Here is a 19,396-nt window from a genome sequence, read left to right on the forward strand (position 1 = left end):
GACATTTTTATAACATATAACAGCCAACTAATAAACAAAGCAGTAACTGTTAGTACATCAGTAATCAAAGTGTACATTCAACAATACCCTACATAACATTGTTATCAGTTCTGACAAAAATCAATAGCATTTATATCACCAAGAAATACACATTAATATGTACATATTTTCTATAATTAGATAATTAATAAAAATGATTAAACTTATTAAGATATATAGAAACATCAAGGTTATTTACACTACATCTATAAACTGCAACATTTTCAAAAAAAGAAGACATAGTTACTACTTAATAATTTATTCCACAGTATCTAACAAAATCATTCCAAACACTAAAATACATACTTGAAATAATGAGTTACAACCAATACAAAATATCAATGCAGTTTTTTTATTAATAATGTTAAGAGAAACATTTAGCACAACATATATTTTTCACATGTTGTGTAATCACATTACCATCACTAAAATCACCTATACACACCTTACATAGTGACACCGTAATACTTTATAAAGATAAAATTAGCAATATTATAATAACATTTATAATTAATACTGCAATTTTAATAACACTAAACAATAATATATGTTATTTTTTAATCAATTAATACAATCTTCTATAGGGTATTCTTCTGATTATCTATACTTAACACCAAATAACCCACCAGCTATCAGACGATACAACAATATAGAATTTCTTCAAATAAAAAGTTTGTCTACACAAGAGATAGAAGAAATTATAAAATCAATATTAAAAGCAGAAGAGTATCAAAAATGCATGACACAAGGATTTTCTAATACTACACTTGCTTTTGATGATTCTTACCAATTACATATACATATTTTATATACTGCTACCCAGTCTTTTAAAATTATAGTTAATATTATACAAAATGAACTCATAGTAACACCAGAGTTTGAAAAAGAATTACACAGAATAATTAGTATATGTTCAAAAGGATTACTATTATTTACTGGAAACATATGTAATGACAACACCGCATTATTTATATTGAATCAAATTAATGATAACCAAAAAAAGCACGTACTAATCTTCAGTAATGATACAATACCTGTCCCAAAATCCAACAAAGCATTAATTAGTATACACAATTTACCACAAGCTGAACCTACATTTATTAAAAACCAAGCAGCAGATATTGTATGTTTCAGTAATTTTAATAATGCTAATTTAGTACGCACAGCCATTACATGTATCAATATGGGTCTACTCGTTATAGCATTTACTGACACAATTTCATGCTTATGCGCACTAGAAAATATTGCAATATTATTTCCACACAAAAAATCTATTTTAAAAATACTATCAACACATTTAATAGCTATAATAACACAAGTCTTTATTAGAGTATCGTCTGATAACTTATATTTATATGACATAATAGAATGCGATACCACAGTACAACAATACATTAGAGAAGATAATTTATCAGAAATCAAAAACTTAGGTATGATTAAAAAAATAAACCAGCTTATAGAAAAACATCAAGTACATTACCATGATGTAGCAAATATATTAAAAAACCTATCAGATACTAACCAACCATACACTGAGCCTAATCACAATGATCTTTTTTAATCACTATTGAACATCTAAGTCTAAAATTCTATACTAATAACTCTCAAAGTAATATTCATATTTAATTATTATATCAGTAGATATCAATCAGGATTCATCAATACAATAGAATCTAATTTTAATGACAAGGCAGCGTCATTCACATGCAATACCAAATACCTATACATATAAGTTTGTAGTGATACAGTAATAAGTATATAAATATTTTACAACAGCACCTAAAACAACTCTTATTTTATAAATTATTACATATTTCATGTATCAAATTTACATGTTACAATGCTAAAAAATACTTTAATAAACAATGCTTAATGACTTTAAAATAGACCCACTAGTTAAAAATAAATCACCCTCAGCAACAACTGCAGTTGTTGCTATGTCCGGCGGTGTTGATAGTTCAGTAGCAGCAGCATTGTTACACAAATTAGGGTACAAAGTTATCGGCATCACTCTACAACTATATAATAATACTACTGGAAAAGGTGCATGCTGTGGTAGTCTGGATACGCAAGATGCAAAACAAGTAGCATCAATTATGGGGTTCCCTCATTATACTCTCAACTATGAAAAAGTATTTAAAGAAGAAGTCATAGATGATTTTATAGACACATACATGCAGGGCAAAACTCCTATACCATGTATAAAATGCAATCAAGTTGTAAAATTTAGAGATCTACTTAATGCAACAAAATCACTTGATGCAGATATCCTAGTTACCGGTCATTATATTAGAAAAATAGAACAAGATGATGATATATACGTATATTCAAGCAAAGATACAAAAAAAGATCAGAGTTATTTTCTATTTGCAACTACAATAGAACAGCTAAAATTTCTTAGATTCCCACTAGGAAATTTTCATAAAGATAACATAAGAAAATTAGCAGAACATTTTAATCTACCAATAGCGAATAAACCAGATAGCCAAAATATATGTTTCGTTGCAGATACATATAAAAATACAATAGCACAACTAAGACCTAACGCAATAAAAAAAGGTAATATTATAGATACTAGTGGAAACATATTGGGACAACATGATGGTATAGTCAATTTTACTATTGGACAAAGAAGAGGTATAGGATTATCTTCAAAGGAACCATTATATGTTATCAAATTAAATCCAGATACTAATGAAGTTACAGTGGGCCACAAATCTGCACTATTGCAAAATAAGCTACACATAGAAAAAATAAATTGGTTAGTTAAGGACAAAATTCCACACACTGGACTAAATGTTAAAGTAAAACTAAGATCATCCCATTCAGGTAGCACAGCTATAGTTTATCCAAACGATAACAATAAAGCAACTGTACTATTACAAGACACATATTGCACAGTAACTCCTGGACAAGCATGTGTTATTTATGACGGAGATAGAATGTTAGGAGGAGGATGGATATGTTAAACCCATCTTAATTATTCCTGTTAATCCGGATCCAATTTGTGATACTAGTTTTATTCTTCGACTTTCTCCTTCAGATAATGTTCCTGATTCACGATCGAGTGTTAAATAACCTAATTTAACATTTTTTAAACATGTTAGTCTTTTATTGAACTTTTACAATATTTTTTAATATTTACTAGAAAATCACAAACTGAAATTTTACAATTATTATTAAACTAGGGTTTGATAACATTATAATAACACTAATTCATTAGGATACGAAATCAAAACTTTATTTTAATAAAAACGTTATCAATAACTATATCCACCTATATTTACAAAACTATTACATTCTATAAAGATACACACAATAACGAACGCTACACCTATTTAAAATAGTAATCTTACATAAAGTACAATGTTTTCAAACATCGAAATTTCAACCTATTGTTTTATAGATATTTGACCACTCCTCTTGTGAATATTGGCATAGGTTTTTGTATTATTGACACTTTAAATTAAGACGACAACACTGCAAACGATAATACATCAAGTCAACACAAAACGATATTAATATCCACTGTATACTTGTGACACTCCTAGTAAAATAATACCATACTAGATAAATGAAACGTACACTTACTTTTTGTAGAAGATGAATCATCACATAACTTTAGAAAGACAGATAGCAGCTTTGCATGCCTTTTTTATAAAAAAAGACAAGATACTATAGTTAGCAGCATTACCAGAATTATAACACATAGCAGTATCATGATGTTCCAGCTCTTCATTACGAAACTGAATAACCTTATCTTTTAATTCACCTTCATCCAACATTGCTATTTGATCTTGATAATGATCACTTATTACATCTTCCACAGCAACAGTACAAGCCATAGCTGCATCCTCACCCATTAAAGCCGTTGTAATACCTAACATAACTCCCATAACATGCCATACTGGTAAAAAAACTGTAGGACGTATTTTTTTATCTTTCATTACAGAATCAAAATAACGAAAATGCTTCTGTTCTTGTTTCTTCATTTCAAGAATTTTCTCACCAACAGACATTTTACGAAAAATCAATTCTTGACCAGAATATATACACACTGCTCCATACTCTCCAGCATGATTTACTCGAATAGCTTGTTGCAATAGATTATCTTTTTGTAACATATTGTTTTACAAATAAATAGACACTTAATACTAAACATAGCACACAATATATAAGATTGCATTCTGCCATAGATAATCCTATAAATACAATACTAGGACGATTACAAGATATTACCACATTTACATCTAGTAAAGCATTTTTCAGGTCATCAAAATTTAAAGATTTTATACTATCTGTACATCCTATAATATCCGCTACCCAACTATGTTCAAGAGCAACATGATAACCTGAGATGCATATATTGCATATATAACATAAGCACATTATAAAAAAAATTACTTTAGATGATTTAAATAAATATAAGATAAACAATCCAACAGTAATAAAATATGGTATGCGTTCATATATACATAACTTACAAGGAAGCATTCCAAACAAATATTGAGCTATATAGGCTACACCCAATGCAACAATACTTGCTATAAATAACAAAATTACACTGTAATTTTTTACCATCTTCATCACTTTACCTGAATTTTAGCAAAGTAAAAATATAACTATTAAGAGCCACTGCATCACGAATAGTTAAGTCAAAACATATAAATGCTACAAGATACATAACTATCAATGTATAAATGACTAACACTAGTCCTTCAAAAACTATTGAAAAGCAATTGTTATATAATATCTGCAAACTAGAGATAGGCCAAGGTTTTATTATGTCAAGAATATTAAAAAACACAAAAGGGATCAAAAAGAACATTAAAAAATGCATAAAATCATTAAACCAAGAAGGACACATAAAAATATTTTGACATATTTTACTATAAAATATTGCCAAGTAGTTATATATTGCAAGTATTGCAGGCATAGACAATGCAACTACTAAAAGCTGTCCTAATGCTATTTGTACTACTATTATATCACTTCTATCATCAGCAGAGTTATTAGATTGAAATACAAAAATTGATATAATAGATATTACAATCAGCCCTAACGATATCTTTAAAAATAATGATGCTACTACAGCTCCTGTTACTAATATACCATATGATACATAGGACATTCCGTATATTAAGTAGAATAATACATAACCCAATATTAAAGACAAGACCGCAGCCCAATGATTCTGCCATGCTGGTAAATATCCAGTACCTAAAAACGTGCTTATTAACCTAGTAGGTAATATTTTACCTATAATTTTCATTAAAATTTGCAACCAAGAAACTAACATACGCCTATACTAATTGAACATTACAAACCAGTAAAAAATAAATCTTACTCTTTAACTTATAAAAAGAAAATATAAAATATAACCAACACTATCTAAAACATACAAATCATATTATGAAGAACAAATAGTTACTTGACTTGTTAGCAATTTGTTACTATGCTTGGTAGGTTATTACTTAGTTACATTGTTGTTTATGGCTAAAAAAGGTTCTACTTTACTTGTAAAATTAGCAAGCAGTGCAAAAACTGGTTTTTTTTATGTAAAGAAGCGTAATCCTAAAAAATTAATTAATAAGCTCTCTTTTCGAAAGTATGATCCTATAGTAAAAAAACATGTATTATTCACTGAGGAAAAGCTAAGGTAGGTTTGGGCACACAGCATTCTTCTAGAGACATAATACGAGTTAATTTTCTTGGTTTTGGTATAGTGGGTTTGTCGTCTCCTATGCTTGGTGGTAGTGTTTGCTCTTCACATTCAATTGACGGAAGCGAAGCTGAAGGTGTATGTTCTTCACATGTGTCTATATATTCGCTAGCAGAATCTGAACTTTCCGAGGGGATAATAGTACATGCACTGCTCTCTTCTATCTTTAGAAGCTTTCCAGATTCCGATAATTTAACACGCAACTTAGCACATAAACAGCAGCTGATACAAATTATAGATAATATGAAGACAGCAATAGCAATAAGACAAATGCTTGTATATCCATTTTTACCAATTGCATTAAGTATCTCATATATAATTTTCTCACATTCAATTATCGTTGCTATAACAATAAACGTAATTAGTACGAAAACTGTCATTAATGATACAAACAATTTAGCATATTTACTGTTTTCTCTATTTACACCTCTTTTTTTAACAATATGACAAACCTCTTTTGTCATTAAATTTTTATTCATTAATTTCATGACATAGCTACTGCCATTTCTGGAAACTAAACTTTGTCTACTATCTGCAAGTAGAAGAGCCACTATCTCTGCACTACCAGTTTTTATAGCGATATCTAATGCTGTTTCCTTATTTGCATTGACGCTCATTAAATTAATGTTATAACAAGACAGTATCTTTTTCACTAAACTAATTCTACGTGTTGCCACAGCTTGATGTAATAGATTATTACCATTAGAATCTATATTCTCAAAAATTTTTTGCAATCCATACTCGGTATATTTAAGTTTATTACGCAAAACCGGTAACAATAGTTCAGCACATGCTATCTTATTATCCTGAATGGCAATATCAAAAGCTGTTTTACCTTCACAGTTCTCCTGTAAAATAACATCCTGCCAACCTAAATACAAAGCTCTTGACAATAACTCTACATTACCAGCAATAACACATTGATGTAATAAGTTATTACCACGATGATCTACAGTAGTAATTGGAGTACATCCGTCACTATTTACAACTGATAAATTGATATCACAACACGATAATAAACAACTTACTATTCCTAATTTCCCTTCTTCAATTGCAAGGTGTATAGGAGCACAACTCCTACCAGTATTTGTAAGTTCATCAATTTCACCATCATCATTAAACACAGTTGCTTGAAGATTAACATCCATACCAAGATTAATACAGAGTAGTAAATTATCTATACTACCACCCAGAGCAGCATGATGCATAATGGTTCTACCCATATTATCTCTAGCATGTATCGCAAATGGATCATACTGAATCAACAATTTTAACACATCCAATGAATCATTACTACCTGCAGCCAAATGTAATGGTGTTAATCCAGATTTTGCAGGTTTCGGAATAATCTTTGACCTACTTCCTAACAAAAACTTTGCACATTTTTTTGCATTATATATTGCTGCAAAATGTAGTACTGTATAGCCATATGCATTAGTAGCATTAATGTTAAATCTATGTTGACTTAACACATCCTTCAATAAATGTACACTATCTGATTGTACCAATATAGATAAAATACTATCATGATCGGGACCAAAACTCATTCCTAGCATACGTCTGTGATGGATTCTCAACGCACCATCTCCAGAGTAATCTTGATCTGCTCTTTTTAATTCTTCCAATCCAATTAAGCATATAAATTTGACTATGTTTTCATATGATCCCTTACATACCCTAGACAATAACTTATCGTTATTGCGTATAACACGAGTAAAATTCTTTAAATTTTCTACTAGAGATTTATTTTTCTCAGCATTTAAATCAAAACCTTCTGTTTTGAAACCTAGCAAACAATTAACACATTCTAAAAATGCATTAGAAACAATATCTTGTTGTTGTATTACTTTAAGCAATGCACTCTCTGTTACTTTTTGTAATACATCATCATGTTCTTTCAATTTAGTGAAAGAATGATATATAATATTAATTGCATGAACATCTTCACATTCTAATGCATATTGCAGTGATGTCTTCTTGTAATCTACTACTTGATAATTTATATTTCCATCACTAAAGCATGTGATCGCAAATTTACTTATTCTGCTTTCTTGTTTACCAAACGTACTACTAAAAATTGACTTAAGAAATCCTTCTTTGTCAATAGAATCATCAGGAAATACTAAACCTAAACTACCAAGATCACATACGTAAAGATGCCCTTCTAAAACTTCTCCTTCTATAGCATGACAGGAATATATTGATTTAATATTCTCTACAATACTATAACATCCTACTTTATCTTGATATACAAGAAACTGGCAATTTTGTTTAATTTTTTTCTTTTTTCCACACTTTAAGAATGCCAAAATCTCTGAAAAAAAAGCAGAAAAATTTCCTTCCCTTGATGCATTTGCTAATAATCTGTTTATGGGAACAAGGCGCTCAGGAGGTATACCCTGAGTTCTCATCTGACTTAATGCTGTAATATCTTCCTCAGATAACACAATATTGTCATTAAAATTATTTGAATCTAACTGAGTTCCATATAATATCACACCATCATTGCCTTGGTGTTGCATATCACCATTATTATTAAACATATTAACTATCTTTATCACTTGTTTCGATTAAAGTTCTATAAGTTAATACTATGAAATATATATTAACAATTGTGCTAAAGCACAAATCATCAATTTTAAATAATCCAACAAATTAATACTTACTTGTAATTTTCATAAAAAATGTAAAAGTTATTTTATAAAAAATTAAAAAAATATGAAAATATCAATAGATTTATAAAATATTAATATAGTTAATTTATTTAATATTATTGACTTATATATTAGGAAGTATTAATATAACAATATATTATTTTTTTTAATAATTATTAACTATATAACTACACAAATGAAGAAACATTATGATGAATAACACACACAATACAAATAACGTTGTAAATCAAGTGCAAGACATAGCACAAGATAACCATATTTCAGACAATAATGCCAACGAGGCTAGAGAAGTACTAGCTGCTCATGCTGCAGAAAATAACGCTAATGAAATTAGAGAAGTATTACATGACTATTCTCTAGATGACTACGCTATAGATGACCACAACATAGGCGGTAATGCTGAAGCACAAGATGACTATTCTTTAGATGATTATGCTATAGATGACTACAATATAGGCGGTAATGCTGAAGTACAAGATAACCATATTTCAGACAATAATACCAATGAGGCTAGAGAAGTACTACTTGCTCATGCTGCAGAAAATAACGCTAATGAAATTAGAGAAGTATTATATGACTATTCTCTAGATGATTATGCCATAGATGACCACAATATAGATGGTAATGCTGAAGTACAAGATAACCATATTTCAGACAATAATACCAATGAGGCTAGAGAAGTACTACTTGCTCATGCTGCAGAAAATAACGCTAATGAAATTAGAGAAGTATTATATGACTATTCTCTAGATGATTATGCCATAGATGACCACAACATAGGCGGTAATGCTGAAGCACAAGATGACTATTCTTTAGATGATTATGCTATAGATGACTACAATATAGGCGGTAATGCTGAAGCACAAGATAACTATTCTTTAGATGATTATGCTATAGATGACTACAACATAGGCGGTAATGCTGAAGTACAAGATAACCATATTTCAGACAATAATACCAATGAGACTAGAGAAGCATTAGCTGCTCATGCTGCAGAAAATAACGCTAATGAAATTAGAGAAGTATTGTATAATTATTCTCTAGATGACTACGCTATAGATGACCACAACATAGACGGTAATGCTGAAGTACAAGATAACCATATTTCAGACAATAATACCAATGAGACTAGAGAAGCACTAGCTGCTCATGCTGCAGAAAATAACGCTAATGAAATTAGAGAAGTATTGTATAATTATTCTCTAGATGACTACGCTATAGATGACCACAACATAGACGGTAATGCTGAAGTACAAGATAACCATATTTCAGACAATAATACCAATGAGGCTAGAGAGGCACAAGTTAATGAAGAGTTGGATAACGTAAATACAACTGCTAATACACAAAATATCAATGAACGATTAGAACATTGTCACATTTCGCAGACAAATCTACACAAACACACTTTTCAAAAATAACATTAAAAAATCAATATACTAATTATACAAACGTATAGTTAGTATATTGAAACCTTGCAAAATAGCAGCATTAATGTACTTAATAAGTATAAAATGACTGTCAAAACTCGCGATATTGCTCTAAGTTAATATATAAAAATTACTTCATTTAACATAGTAGTCTAAACAAGTTAATATCACATTTGTATGAACTAATAAGTTTAATACACTCGGCCATTGATTTTAATCATCTTATCTGAAATAACGTCGCCAGTATTATACAAATAAAAATTAATCAGCAGTTTCACTGCAAAATATACTTTTACAAGGAAGTCAATCTCTATAATCTTCCTTAACAGCAACTTATAAATAATAAATCACTGATTTATATAATTACATCACCATCAGATCATCAAGTTATACAAGAAATTATAGAACCCCATTACTCATATGTACAATAACCTCGCACACATATAATAACCTCATATAATAGTCAATCAAACACTACAAATTCTGCACATTTTTCAATATAACAAATAAAATACTCACTATATATTAAATACTATTTTAAATCTTAAAATTACATCAATGAAAACAATAAGAACTTTTTAAGATATTATACTTATTCGCACTAAAAAATAATGTTTTTAACTATTTTATATTGAAATATAAATAAATATATTGAATTTATTTATATTTCATGACACCCTGTAAAAATTACAGCACCAAGAGTTACCATGCCATTTGAAGCTATTAAATACAATAATTTAGAAACAGTTTTAAAAAAAATATTGGAGATACCAGAAATACCACATCTTAACCTTCTACCATACGAATCAAGCCAAAATAAGTCATATCAAACTTTCATAGAAGAAAACATTGAGAAGTTATCAGATTACAATCGCTACAAAAATGCTACCAGAGAACACTATCAAATACAAATCATCAACACAGAATGTTTAGTAAATTTATTATTGCTAAATTTTATCGAAGAAAAGATTCGTTGCTGTATAAGAAAGCAAGAAAAGTTTCAACTGTTAGTAATAGGAGTAATAGAAACCAAATGTTTCAAATTTTATAATAACCACCTTCATGATATATTACATCTCACAAAACTACACTTAAAAAACTTAGTATTTTTACAACTTAACGCAGAACCTAAATGGAAAATCAGGACTTGCCATTTTACACGCTACCTAAACGCACAAAATAACTTAAGAATACTAATTCTCAACAACAGAACTACCAATTGCCTAAAAGTTAGTAATCAAATTAAACATGATAAACCTACATTCAAATTCACTTCCAACCAAATAGAGTATTTATTTTTAGAAAATTATCCACTCTCCATTATAGGCTGCTTCCCTAAGCTTAAATTCTTACAAATCATAATACAACCATACACAACAACAACATACAAAATAAAATTGTTCAAATATTTTCACCCCAATTTTAACATGTTAGAACGTCTAGTGTTAGTTAACGCAAAAATTGAAAATAATGAAGCTATATATCCTAGTCAAAAGTACCACAACGTATCAACAATACTCTCATTAACAAATATCAAAGTACAAAAATACATAAGTAATAAAAAACATCACATAATGATATATGGCAATAGAAACTCAAGTTATCAACCACCAAACGACACTGCTTATCAATTTCTATATAACAATAATGACAGAACTTTACACTTATCTAATGAATTTACAAAAATACTTACAAGAAATAACATATATAACACATATAATATAAACATTTCTATTAAAGGAGAGATTTCTCCCAACACTCTCATGGAACATAATAAAACAGGTAACATTGCTTTATCACCTGACAAATCATTAATACAATATATCAATTACATATATGATCCCAGCACTAAAAATCTATCAAACGTAACTAATATAATAGACACACCTTATATTATAACAGGACACAATATTAACCAGACAGAATTTGTCGACTCTTCATCAATAAACTTTACTCCTGAATTAATAAAACATACTGTTGACTGCAGATATAATCAACATAGTACTCAAATTTTAGACAATGGAAATTCTACTAGAACTGATGACGATTTATTCACACAAATCATTGATGACACATATAATCAAAACAGTATTGAAAGTTCAAATAATGAAAGCACCATTAGTATTGACTCACCAATACAAGTTATAAATGACATATATGACTTTAAAATTGATGACGTTTTACTAACACAAATCATAGATGACATATATGATCAAAATAGTCTTCACAATTTAGATACCAAGGATAATACCAAAACTGATGATGATTTATCAATGCAAGTTACTGATGACATACATGACTTTAAAACTGATGATAATCTGCTAATACAAATTATTAACGATATATACAACCAACACAGTACTCAAAATTCAATTCATAATATTAGCACTGATGATGATTTACTAATGCAACTCATCGATGACACACATGCTCAAAACAGTATTGAGATCCCAAATAACGAAAGTACTACCAAAACTAATTCATTAATAGAAATCATAGACAGTATATATAATCAACATAGCACTTCAAATGCAGACAATAACAATGATATTACAGATGGTAATGATTCACTAACCCAAATCACAGATGACATATATGATCAAAATAGTCTTCACAATTTAGATACCAAGGATAATACCAAAACTGATGATGATTTATCAATGCAAGTTACTGATGACATACATGACTTTAAAACTGATGATAATCTGCTAATACAAATTATTAACGATATATACAACCAACACAGTACTCAAAATTCAATTCATAATATTAGCACTGATGATGATTTATTAATGCAAATCATCGATGACACACATGCTCAAAACAGTATTGAGATCCCAAATAACGAAAGCACTACCAAAACTAACTCATTAATAGAAATCATAGACAGTATATATAATCAACATAGCACTCCAAATGCAGACAATAACAATGATATTACAGATGGTAATGATTCACTAACCCAAATCACAGATGACATATACGATTTTGGAACTGATGATGATTTACTAATGCAAGTTACTGATGACATACATGATCTACACACTACTCAAACTTTAGGCAATGATAAAAAAATTAAAACTAATAATGATCTATTTGTAACTAACATTCAATCTTATAGACCGGCAAAAAGTTTAAATATACAGAACATTTAACTAAGCACAAATAAACACAATGTAGATAATAGTAAAAACTAGAAAGTAAATAATGTAAAAGCAAGTATCACATCATTAACTACAATTAGTCTAAGACCATTTTAATCATAATGATACACCAATAGATAAAATTACAAGTTTTCAGACGTTCCATTGCTCATTAGGGTTATGACTTTTAATTACAGTCTTATATTAAAAACATAACATTCAGTACACAAAAAATAATAACATTTCTTATGTTTAGAATAAAACAGTGATCAAAAAAACTTACAAATATTCTTTATTTAACATATTAAGCACTTGACAAGTGTAACATATATACTAAGACATGTATCATAAAATATCAAATTAACAGCATAATAATTAGAAATTAAATAAGTTGATTCTTGTAGTCGTATGTTATATATTACGTAGCGATAGGTATGGTTTTTGTTTCAATTAATAAACCACTACAGAAATCTTACCCTACTAAGCTTTTAATGATTATTGTAAATTTAATATTGCGTATGTTAAGGTTGTGTTTACGGCATTCGTTTTTTGCAAGCTTATTATTTAATGATGTGTATAATTTCAATTTTTAATGGATAAATTATGGAAAGTAATGACGAAAAGTTAGAATCTGTCAAAGATACTGTGACTAAAATTGTGATTGATTGTTTAAAACTAAAAGACGAACAAAAAGCTACTCTATCCGGTAGCACTAATTTAGCAAAAGACTTGAATCTTGATAGCCTTGATTTCGTAGATTTGGTAATGTGCTTAGAAGACCATTTCTCCATAGAAATTTCCGATGAAGAAGCACAAGAACTTGAAACTATAGATAAAATAGAAGAGTATATACGTAATAAGTTATCAAGTAAGAATTGATTGGAGTAGCTTATATGGCAAAAAAGAGAGTTGTTATTACCGGGCTAGGGTTAGTCACTTCTCTAGGTAGCGATTTAAAAACAGTATGGGACTCTTTATCTAAAGGAATTTCAGGTATAAGAAAAATTGATAGATTTGATACATCTGACCTTGACTGTAAAGTAGCTGGTCAGGTAACAACAAAACCTGAATCTGAAGAATATATTTTTGATGCCGGAGATTATATACCAGAAAAAGATTTAAAAAAAATGGATACTTTTATTCATTTTGGTATAGCATCTGCTACCCAAGCAATTAATGACTCTAATTTACTTGATTATAAAGATCTTGACTATAGTAGAGTAGGAGTAATAGTGGGATCAGGAATAGGTGGTCTCCAATTTATCGAAAAAACTGTTATATGTTTGAAAGAGCGTGGTCCGAAGAGAATTAGTCCCTTTTTTATTCCTGCAAGTTTAATTAATTTAACATCTGGTCACATATCCATGAAGTATGGGTTCACAGGATTAAATGATGCAGTAGTAACCGCATGTTCAACAGGAGCACAAGCTATAGGTAATGCAGCAAGAGTCATTCAATCTGGTGAAGCAGATGTAATAATAGCTGGTGGAACAGAAAGTGCAATCTGCCGTATAGGAATTGCAGGATTTGCAGCTATGAAAGCACTCTCAACAAAATTTAATGATACTCCAGAGTTAGCATCACGTCCCTGGGATAAGCAAAGAGACGGATTTGTTATGGGAGAAGGTTCAGGAGTAGTTATATTAGAAGACTACGAACATGCTAAAAAACGTGGAGCAAGAATATACGGGGAACTGTTAGGGTATGGCATGACCTCAGATGCATATCATATGTCAGCACCTCATCCAGAAGGGAAAGGTGGAATAAAATCTATTGAGCTCGCACTATCTAACGCACAATTAAACCCAGAATCTATAAATTACATAAATGCACATGGTACTTCCACTCCTATAGGAGATAGTATAGAAATCCAAGCAATAAAGAATGTATTTAAGGAAAGCGTATATAAAGTACCAATATCATCAACAAAATCCTCCATAGGCCATTTACTTGGAGCAGCAGGAAGCGTTGAAGCTATATTCTGTATACTTGCTATGAATACAGGAATTGCCCCTCCTACATTAAATTTACATGAGTCTTCTGAAGATCCAAAATTAAATCTTGTTCCACTTAATGCACAGGAACATAAGATCAATTATTGTCTTTCTAACTCTTTTGGGTTTGGTGGAGTAAATGTATCTTTAGTATTTGGTAAGGTGTAGAGTTATTTTGGTTACATATCTTAGTATATAATCTTCACATATTTTGTTCTGTAATACTAGTTAAAACATTATCGTCTACTTTTACTAATATGATAATTTATACTTAAACATTATACATTATAGTTGCCTTCTATCCTTGTATAAACAAAAGCACAGGGATTTTAATATTTCTACTACACAAGTGTATTAATAAATATCTCAGATTCATAAAAAACGTGCAGTAGGTAACACTAATTTCAATAGAGTTCTTAACAATAAATACTATTTATTATTACTAATTATTTGATTAATATAAGTTAATATCTTAACTTATATTATTAGATACAAAAAAAGTTAATTATGAAAATCAATAAAGAATTATCCCACCAAGAACTGATATCATGTCTTAGAGTAATAAGAACACCAAACATAGGTCCATCAACATTTCATGCATTAATTAAGCTATATAAAACTTGTCAACATATACTGGAAGTTCTACCAAACTTAATAAAAAAATCTAAAATTAATAATAAAATTCACAACATATGCTCTATTGAAGCAGCAGAACTAGAAATTGAAAATACTACTAAGATTGGTGGAAAAATAATTACTGTATTTGATGAAGACTACCCAGAAATTTTACGTAATATTCACGATTATCCACCAGTTATAACAGTACTAGGAGACTCATCACTGTTAAAAGAAAAAACAATAGGAATAGTAGGAAGCAGGAACCCTTCCATCAATGGAAAAAATTTTGCTTATAAGTTATCATACGAATTAGCTAACTCTGGTTTTGTTATAGCGTCCGGATTAGCAAGAGGAATAGATAAATCTGCACATAGTATAATTTACCAACAATTACCAACAATTGCTGTCATGGCCAGCGGAGTCAACATAGTATACCCGCAGGAAAATATACATTTATATAACACCATAGTAGATAAAGGAGGATTAATAATCACGGAATTTCCTTTTTCTACATTACCAAGGGCTCAATTATTTCCACAACGTAATCGTATAATTTCTGGATTATCACTTGGAGTAGTAATTGTCGAAGCATCTATACAATCAGGATCACTTATTACAGCAAATTTCGCTTTAGAACAAAATAGAGAAGTATTTGCAGTTCCTGGGTCACCACTTGACCATAGGTGTAGAGGAAGTAACAGTCTAATAAAAAACGGAGCAAAATTAGTAGAATTTACACACGATATCACAGAAAGTTTACAATTTAACAATAATAAACCTTACATACAACAATCAATATTCGATAATACAACAAAAAGTGATAATAACCTTTTTGAAATCAATAATGCAAAAGATACTATTCTGCAATACATAACCCATAGTCCAACCGAAATTGAAGAAATCATTGCGTCTACTAATTTGAACATCAGTAGTATATTAATAGCCTTAATTGAGCTAGAAGCAGCACAAAAAATAGAAAGATTTCCTAACAATAAAGTAGCTTTAATGCACTACTAGACTTAAAAATTAATACTTTTTATAAAATTATCTTTTAGTTAATTAAGTCACTTCAATAATTAGACAAGAATAGAAAGATTCCATAACAATAAAGTAGCTTTAATGCACTACTAGACTTAAAAATTAATACTTTTTATAAAATTATCTTTTAGTTAATTACGTCATTGCAATAATTAGGCAAGAATAGAAAGATTCCATAACAATAAAGTAGCTTTAATGCACTACTAGACTTAAAAATTAATATTTTTTATAAAATTATCTTTCAGTTAATTACGTCATTGCAATAATTAGGCAAGAATAGAAAGATTCCATAATAATAAAGTTTTTTGGATATCATAATCTCTTAAAATCTAAAAATTTTTTTATAAAATACTTTTTTAAGCATTTCACAATAAGTAAGCTACTTTAATATAAATATAGAGACATACAAAAACACATATTAATGTCTACGAATATGTATTCACCACACAAACTTTGAAAATCACACTTAAAATCAACAAAACTACATATACTAGATGACATTAAATATGTAGTTTTATATTGTCAACATATCCAAATTATTTCACTATCTTCTTGAAAAAAGCCTATCTATCTCAACTAAATTTAGCTCTACATAAGTTGGCCTACCATGATTACATTGTCCAGAATGTGCAGTATTTTCCATATTCCTTAAAATAGCATTCATTTCTTCAATCTTTAATTTTCTACCACTTCTAATAGAACTATAACATGCTATAGTCCCACATATATCCTTAATCTTATCATCTAAGAATAAAGTATCACCTACTTCCATAATACTATCAACTATATTAATAATAAGCGATTTAACATCAAAACTTCCAAAAAGTGCTGGAACTTCCCTTACTATTACCGATAAATTACCAAGTGGTTCAATGAGTAATCCAAGTTTTAATAACTTTTCCTTATATTCAACAAGTAACTCCAAATCAAGATGGTTATTCATTTCAATAATCTCAGGTATCAATAGTATCTGACGCTTTATCCCCTCTTTTGCCATAACTTGTTTCATATATTCATAAGTTAATCTCTCATGAGCTGCATGCTGATCAATAATAACAATAGAATCCTGTGTTTGAGAGATGATATATCTACTGTGTATTTGACATAAAGCATAGCCTAATGGATAAGTATCAATTAATGAATCACTTGGTACTTTTTTACTAGTATTAAACTTACCACTATCTATACTAGGTGACTCCTGTAGAAGATTATTAGCTAAATTAACAAAATTTTTTTTCTCTCCTAATATATCAAAATTACTAACCTCTATTTTAGAATCTCCCTTATTAATATGCTCTCTAGAATTTTCATAAACTCTCTCTTCTTTTAATTTATTCGTTATCATTTTTGAATCTGTACAAAAGGAGACATTAGTATCTAACAAAGATTGGTCATCTGTTTCTACATTTTTAGAACTATATTTTTGCACGTCATTGTTAAGTAATGGTTTTCTATTTTGAAAACATTTAAAAAACTCGGAAGAAACGCTATTACCTATGTTTCTTGAATTTACCATACTAGCATGTACAAAATGATCATTTTCAAATTCACTTATAGACTTTAATTTAGTATTTAGGTTGATCGATAACACTTCTTTAATTGCATTAACTACAGTTCTATATACTAACTTTTTATCTTGAAATCTTACCTCAGATTTATTCGGATGAACATTAGCGTCAACTTGATCACATGGAATATCAAGATATAATACAACAACTGGATATTTATCCTTTTCTATAAAATCACTATAAGCATATCTAACTGCACCTATCAGTAAATTATCATAAACAGGTCGACTATTAACAAAAGTATATATAAGACTTGACTTACCACGACTTAATGTAGGAGATCCAATATAACCTGATAATTGAATCTGCTCTTCTTTTACATTCACTGGTAAAGAATTTTTACAAAATTCCATTCCCAAAGTTTTTATTTCAGATAATCTATCAATATTTGATTGTTGTGTTAAATATTTAAATACCTGTTTATTATCAACAAATAATGAAAACATTACATTATGATTTACCATAGCTAGTTTGTTCATCATATCAATAATAGATTGAACCTCTGCTTTTTCTGTCCTAAGAAACTTTAACCTATTAGGTGTAGCAAAAAACAAATCTCTCACTTCAATATAAGTACCACAAGAAAGTGCATCTGGTGTCAATTCTTGTGTTTTTTCTCCACCTTCAAATACCATTAACCATGCAGTATCAGAATCTCTATATTTTGAAACCATTTTTACTTTTCCAACAGCTGCAATAGAAGTTAATCCTTCTCCTCGAAACCCCAAGGATCTAACTTTTGTTAAATCACCATCAGGAAGCTTAGACGTTGCATGACGAGCAAATGCAATTTCCATATCTTCTTTTTTTATTCCAATACCATTATCACTAACAATTATTAAATTACGTCCTCCACGTTCTATTGTAATACTTATGGCAGTAGCTTTAGCATCTATTGAATTTTCAACTAATTCTTTAACCACACTAGCTGGACATTCTATTACTTCCCCTGCAGCAATTCTATTAATTGTTCTAGGATCTAATAGTATAATTGACATATGCTAACACTGATAATTGAAACAACATTTATAGACATACAGAAATAACAACTATTTCTTAGTAGTACAACCACTAAACATCCAGTATAAATTACCTTAAGTAATTTACTACTATAATTTAATAATGTTTTCAAAACATCTATAAACCTAATTTTATCAATTCAAGCTACT

13 protein-coding genes are annotated in these 19,396 nt (G+C 29.2%); 8 read left to right on the forward strand and 5 right to left on the reverse strand.

Annotation, left to right across the window (positions count from 1 at the left end):
• Nucleotides 1-586: 586 nt before the first annotated feature.
• Both ECH_RS03575 and mnmA read left to right on the forward strand, forming a co-directional pair.
• Nucleotides 587-1,600 (forward strand): hypothetical protein, encoded by a 1,014-nt coding sequence (locus ECH_RS03575; protein ID WP_006010058.1) that lies wholly within the window; start codon nucleotides 587-589, stop codon nucleotides 1,598-1,600.
• A gap of 304 nt (nucleotides 1,601-1,904) precedes the next feature.
• Complete coding sequence (gene mnmA / locus ECH_RS03580) at nucleotides 1,905-3,008, forward strand: tRNA 2-thiouridine(34) synthase MnmA (RefSeq protein ID WP_006010056.1); 1,104 nt, start codon at nucleotides 1,905-1,907, stop codon at nucleotides 3,006-3,008.
• A 642-nt stretch (nucleotides 3,009-3,650) separates the two neighbouring features.
• Here mnmA and ECH_RS03585 read toward each other — a convergent pair.
• Genes ECH_RS03585 through ECH_RS03595 form a run of 3 tightly spaced genes read right to left on the reverse strand, consistent with a single transcriptional unit; the run spans nucleotide 3,651 to nucleotide 5,338 of the window.
• Nucleotides 3,651-4,163 (reverse strand): demethoxyubiquinone hydroxylase family protein, encoded by a 513-nt coding sequence (locus tag ECH_RS03585; protein WP_006010054.1) that lies wholly within the window; start codon nucleotides 4,161-4,163, stop codon nucleotides 3,651-3,653.
• The gene (locus ECH_RS03590) at nucleotides 4,147-4,620 is read right to left on the reverse strand and encodes a disulfide bond formation protein B (RefSeq protein WP_011452868.1); all 474 of its coding nucleotides are present in this window, start codon (nucleotides 4,618-4,620) and stop codon (nucleotides 4,147-4,149) included. The genes ECH_RS03585 and ECH_RS03590 overlap by 17 nt, the downstream gene beginning before the upstream one ends.
• 10 nt (nucleotides 4,621-4,630) lie before the next feature.
• On the reverse strand, nucleotides 4,631-5,338 hold the full coding sequence (locus ECH_RS03595) for a phosphatidylglycerophosphatase (RefSeq protein WP_193327829.1): 708 nt from the start codon (nucleotides 5,336-5,338) through the stop codon (nucleotides 4,631-4,633).
• Nucleotides 5,339-5,531: 193 nt separating this feature from the next.
• On the opposite strand from ECH_RS03595, the gene rpmG reads away from it, so the two are divergent.
• Nucleotides 5,532-5,702, forward strand: a complete 171-nt coding sequence (gene rpmG / locus ECH_RS03600; protein ID WP_006010047.1) for a 50S ribosomal protein L33 — start codon at nucleotides 5,532-5,534, stop codon at nucleotides 5,700-5,702.
• Here rpmG and ECH_RS03605 read toward each other — a convergent pair.
• Nucleotides 5,680-8,304 carry an ankyrin repeat domain-containing protein gene (locus tag ECH_RS03605; protein WP_011452869.1) on the reverse strand — a complete coding sequence of 875 codons (2,625 nt, stop codon included), beginning with the start codon at nucleotides 8,302-8,304 and terminating at the stop codon, nucleotides 5,680-5,682. The genes rpmG and ECH_RS03605 overlap by 23 nt on opposite strands.
• A gap of 320 nt (nucleotides 8,305-8,624) precedes the next feature.
• Between ECH_RS03605 and ECH_RS03610 the strand changes: the two genes are divergently transcribed.
• From ECH_RS03610 to dprA, 5 genes are all read left to right on the forward strand, one after another.
• Complete coding sequence (locus ECH_RS03610) at nucleotides 8,625-9,857, forward strand: ECH_0878 family protein (RefSeq protein WP_006010803.1); 1,233 nt, start codon at nucleotides 8,625-8,627, stop codon at nucleotides 9,855-9,857.
• A gap of 716 nt (nucleotides 9,858-10,573) precedes the next feature.
• Nucleotides 10,574-13,021, forward strand: coding sequence for a hypothetical protein (locus tag ECH_RS03615; RefSeq protein ID WP_011452871.1), 2,448 nt, complete (start codon nucleotides 10,574-10,576; stop codon nucleotides 13,019-13,021).
• A gap of 591 nt (nucleotides 13,022-13,612) precedes the next feature.
• Nucleotides 13,613-13,888 (forward strand): acyl carrier protein, encoded by a 276-nt coding sequence (locus ECH_RS03620; RefSeq protein ID WP_006010807.1) that lies wholly within the window; start codon nucleotides 13,613-13,615, stop codon nucleotides 13,886-13,888.
• A gap of 14 nt (nucleotides 13,889-13,902) precedes the next feature.
• Nucleotides 13,903-15,171: a beta-ketoacyl-ACP synthase II gene (gene fabF / locus ECH_RS03625; RefSeq protein ID WP_006010809.1), complete on the forward strand. Its 1,269-nt coding sequence runs from the start codon at nucleotides 13,903-13,905 to the stop codon at nucleotides 15,169-15,171.
• A gap of 339 nt (nucleotides 15,172-15,510) precedes the next feature.
• Entirely contained in the window at nucleotides 15,511-16,638 is a 1,128-nt protein-coding gene (gene dprA / locus ECH_RS03630) for a DNA-processing protein DprA (RefSeq protein WP_011452873.1), read from the forward strand.
• Nucleotides 16,639-17,203: 565 nt separating this feature from the next.
• Here the strand turns inward: dprA and mutL are convergent.
• Entirely contained in the window at nucleotides 17,204-19,225 is a 2,022-nt protein-coding gene (gene mutL / locus ECH_RS03635; protein ID WP_011452874.1) for a DNA mismatch repair endonuclease MutL, read from the reverse strand.
• Nucleotides 19,226-19,396 lie beyond the last annotated feature (171 nt).

Source organism: Ehrlichia chaffeensis str. Arkansas (assembly GCF_000013145.1).
Lineage (GTDB): Bacteria > Pseudomonadota > Alphaproteobacteria > Rickettsiales > Anaplasmataceae > Ehrlichia > Ehrlichia chaffeensis.

Coding starts and splice junctions, on each gene's coding strand:
- fabF (WP_006010809.1), top strand. CDS start 13,903: ATGGCAAAAAAGAGAGTTGTTATTACCGGGCTAGGGTTAGTCACTTCT.
- dprA (WP_011452873.1), top strand. CDS start 15,511: ATGAAAATCAATAAAGAATTATCCCACCAAGAACTGATATCATGTCTT.
- ECH_RS03620 (WP_006010807.1), top strand. CDS start 13,613: ATGGAAAGTAATGACGAAAAGTTAGAATCTGTCAAAGATACTGTGACT.
- mnmA (WP_006010056.1), top strand. CDS start 1,905: ATGCTTAATGACTTTAAAATAGACCCACTAGTTAAAAATAAATCACCC.
- ECH_RS03595 (WP_193327829.1), bottom strand. CDS start 5,338: ATGTTAGTTTCTTGGTTGCAAATTTTAATGAAAATTATAGGTAAAATA.
- ECH_RS03615 (WP_011452871.1), top strand. CDS start 10,574: ATGCCATTTGAAGCTATTAAATACAATAATTTAGAAACAGTTTTAAAA.
- rpmG (WP_006010047.1), top strand. CDS start 5,532: ATGGCTAAAAAAGGTTCTACTTTACTTGTAAAATTAGCAAGCAGTGCA.
- mutL (WP_011452874.1), bottom strand. CDS start 19,225: ATGTCAATTATACTATTAGATCCTAGAACAATTAATAGAATTGCTGCA.
- ECH_RS03605 (WP_011452869.1), bottom strand. CDS start 8,304: ATGTTTAATAATAATGGTGATATGCAACACCAAGGCAATGATGGTGTG.
- ECH_RS03585 (WP_006010054.1), bottom strand. CDS start 4,163: ATGTTACAAAAAGATAATCTATTGCAACAAGCTATTCGAGTAAATCAT.
- ECH_RS03610 (WP_006010803.1), top strand. CDS start 8,625: ATGATGAATAACACACACAATACAAATAACGTTGTAAATCAAGTGCAA.
- ECH_RS03575 (WP_006010058.1), top strand. CDS start 587: ATGTTATTTTTTAATCAATTAATACAATCTTCTATAGGGTATTCTTCT.
- ECH_RS03590 (WP_011452868.1), bottom strand. CDS start 4,620: ATGGTAAAAAATTACAGTGTAATTTTGTTATTTATAGCAAGTATTGTT.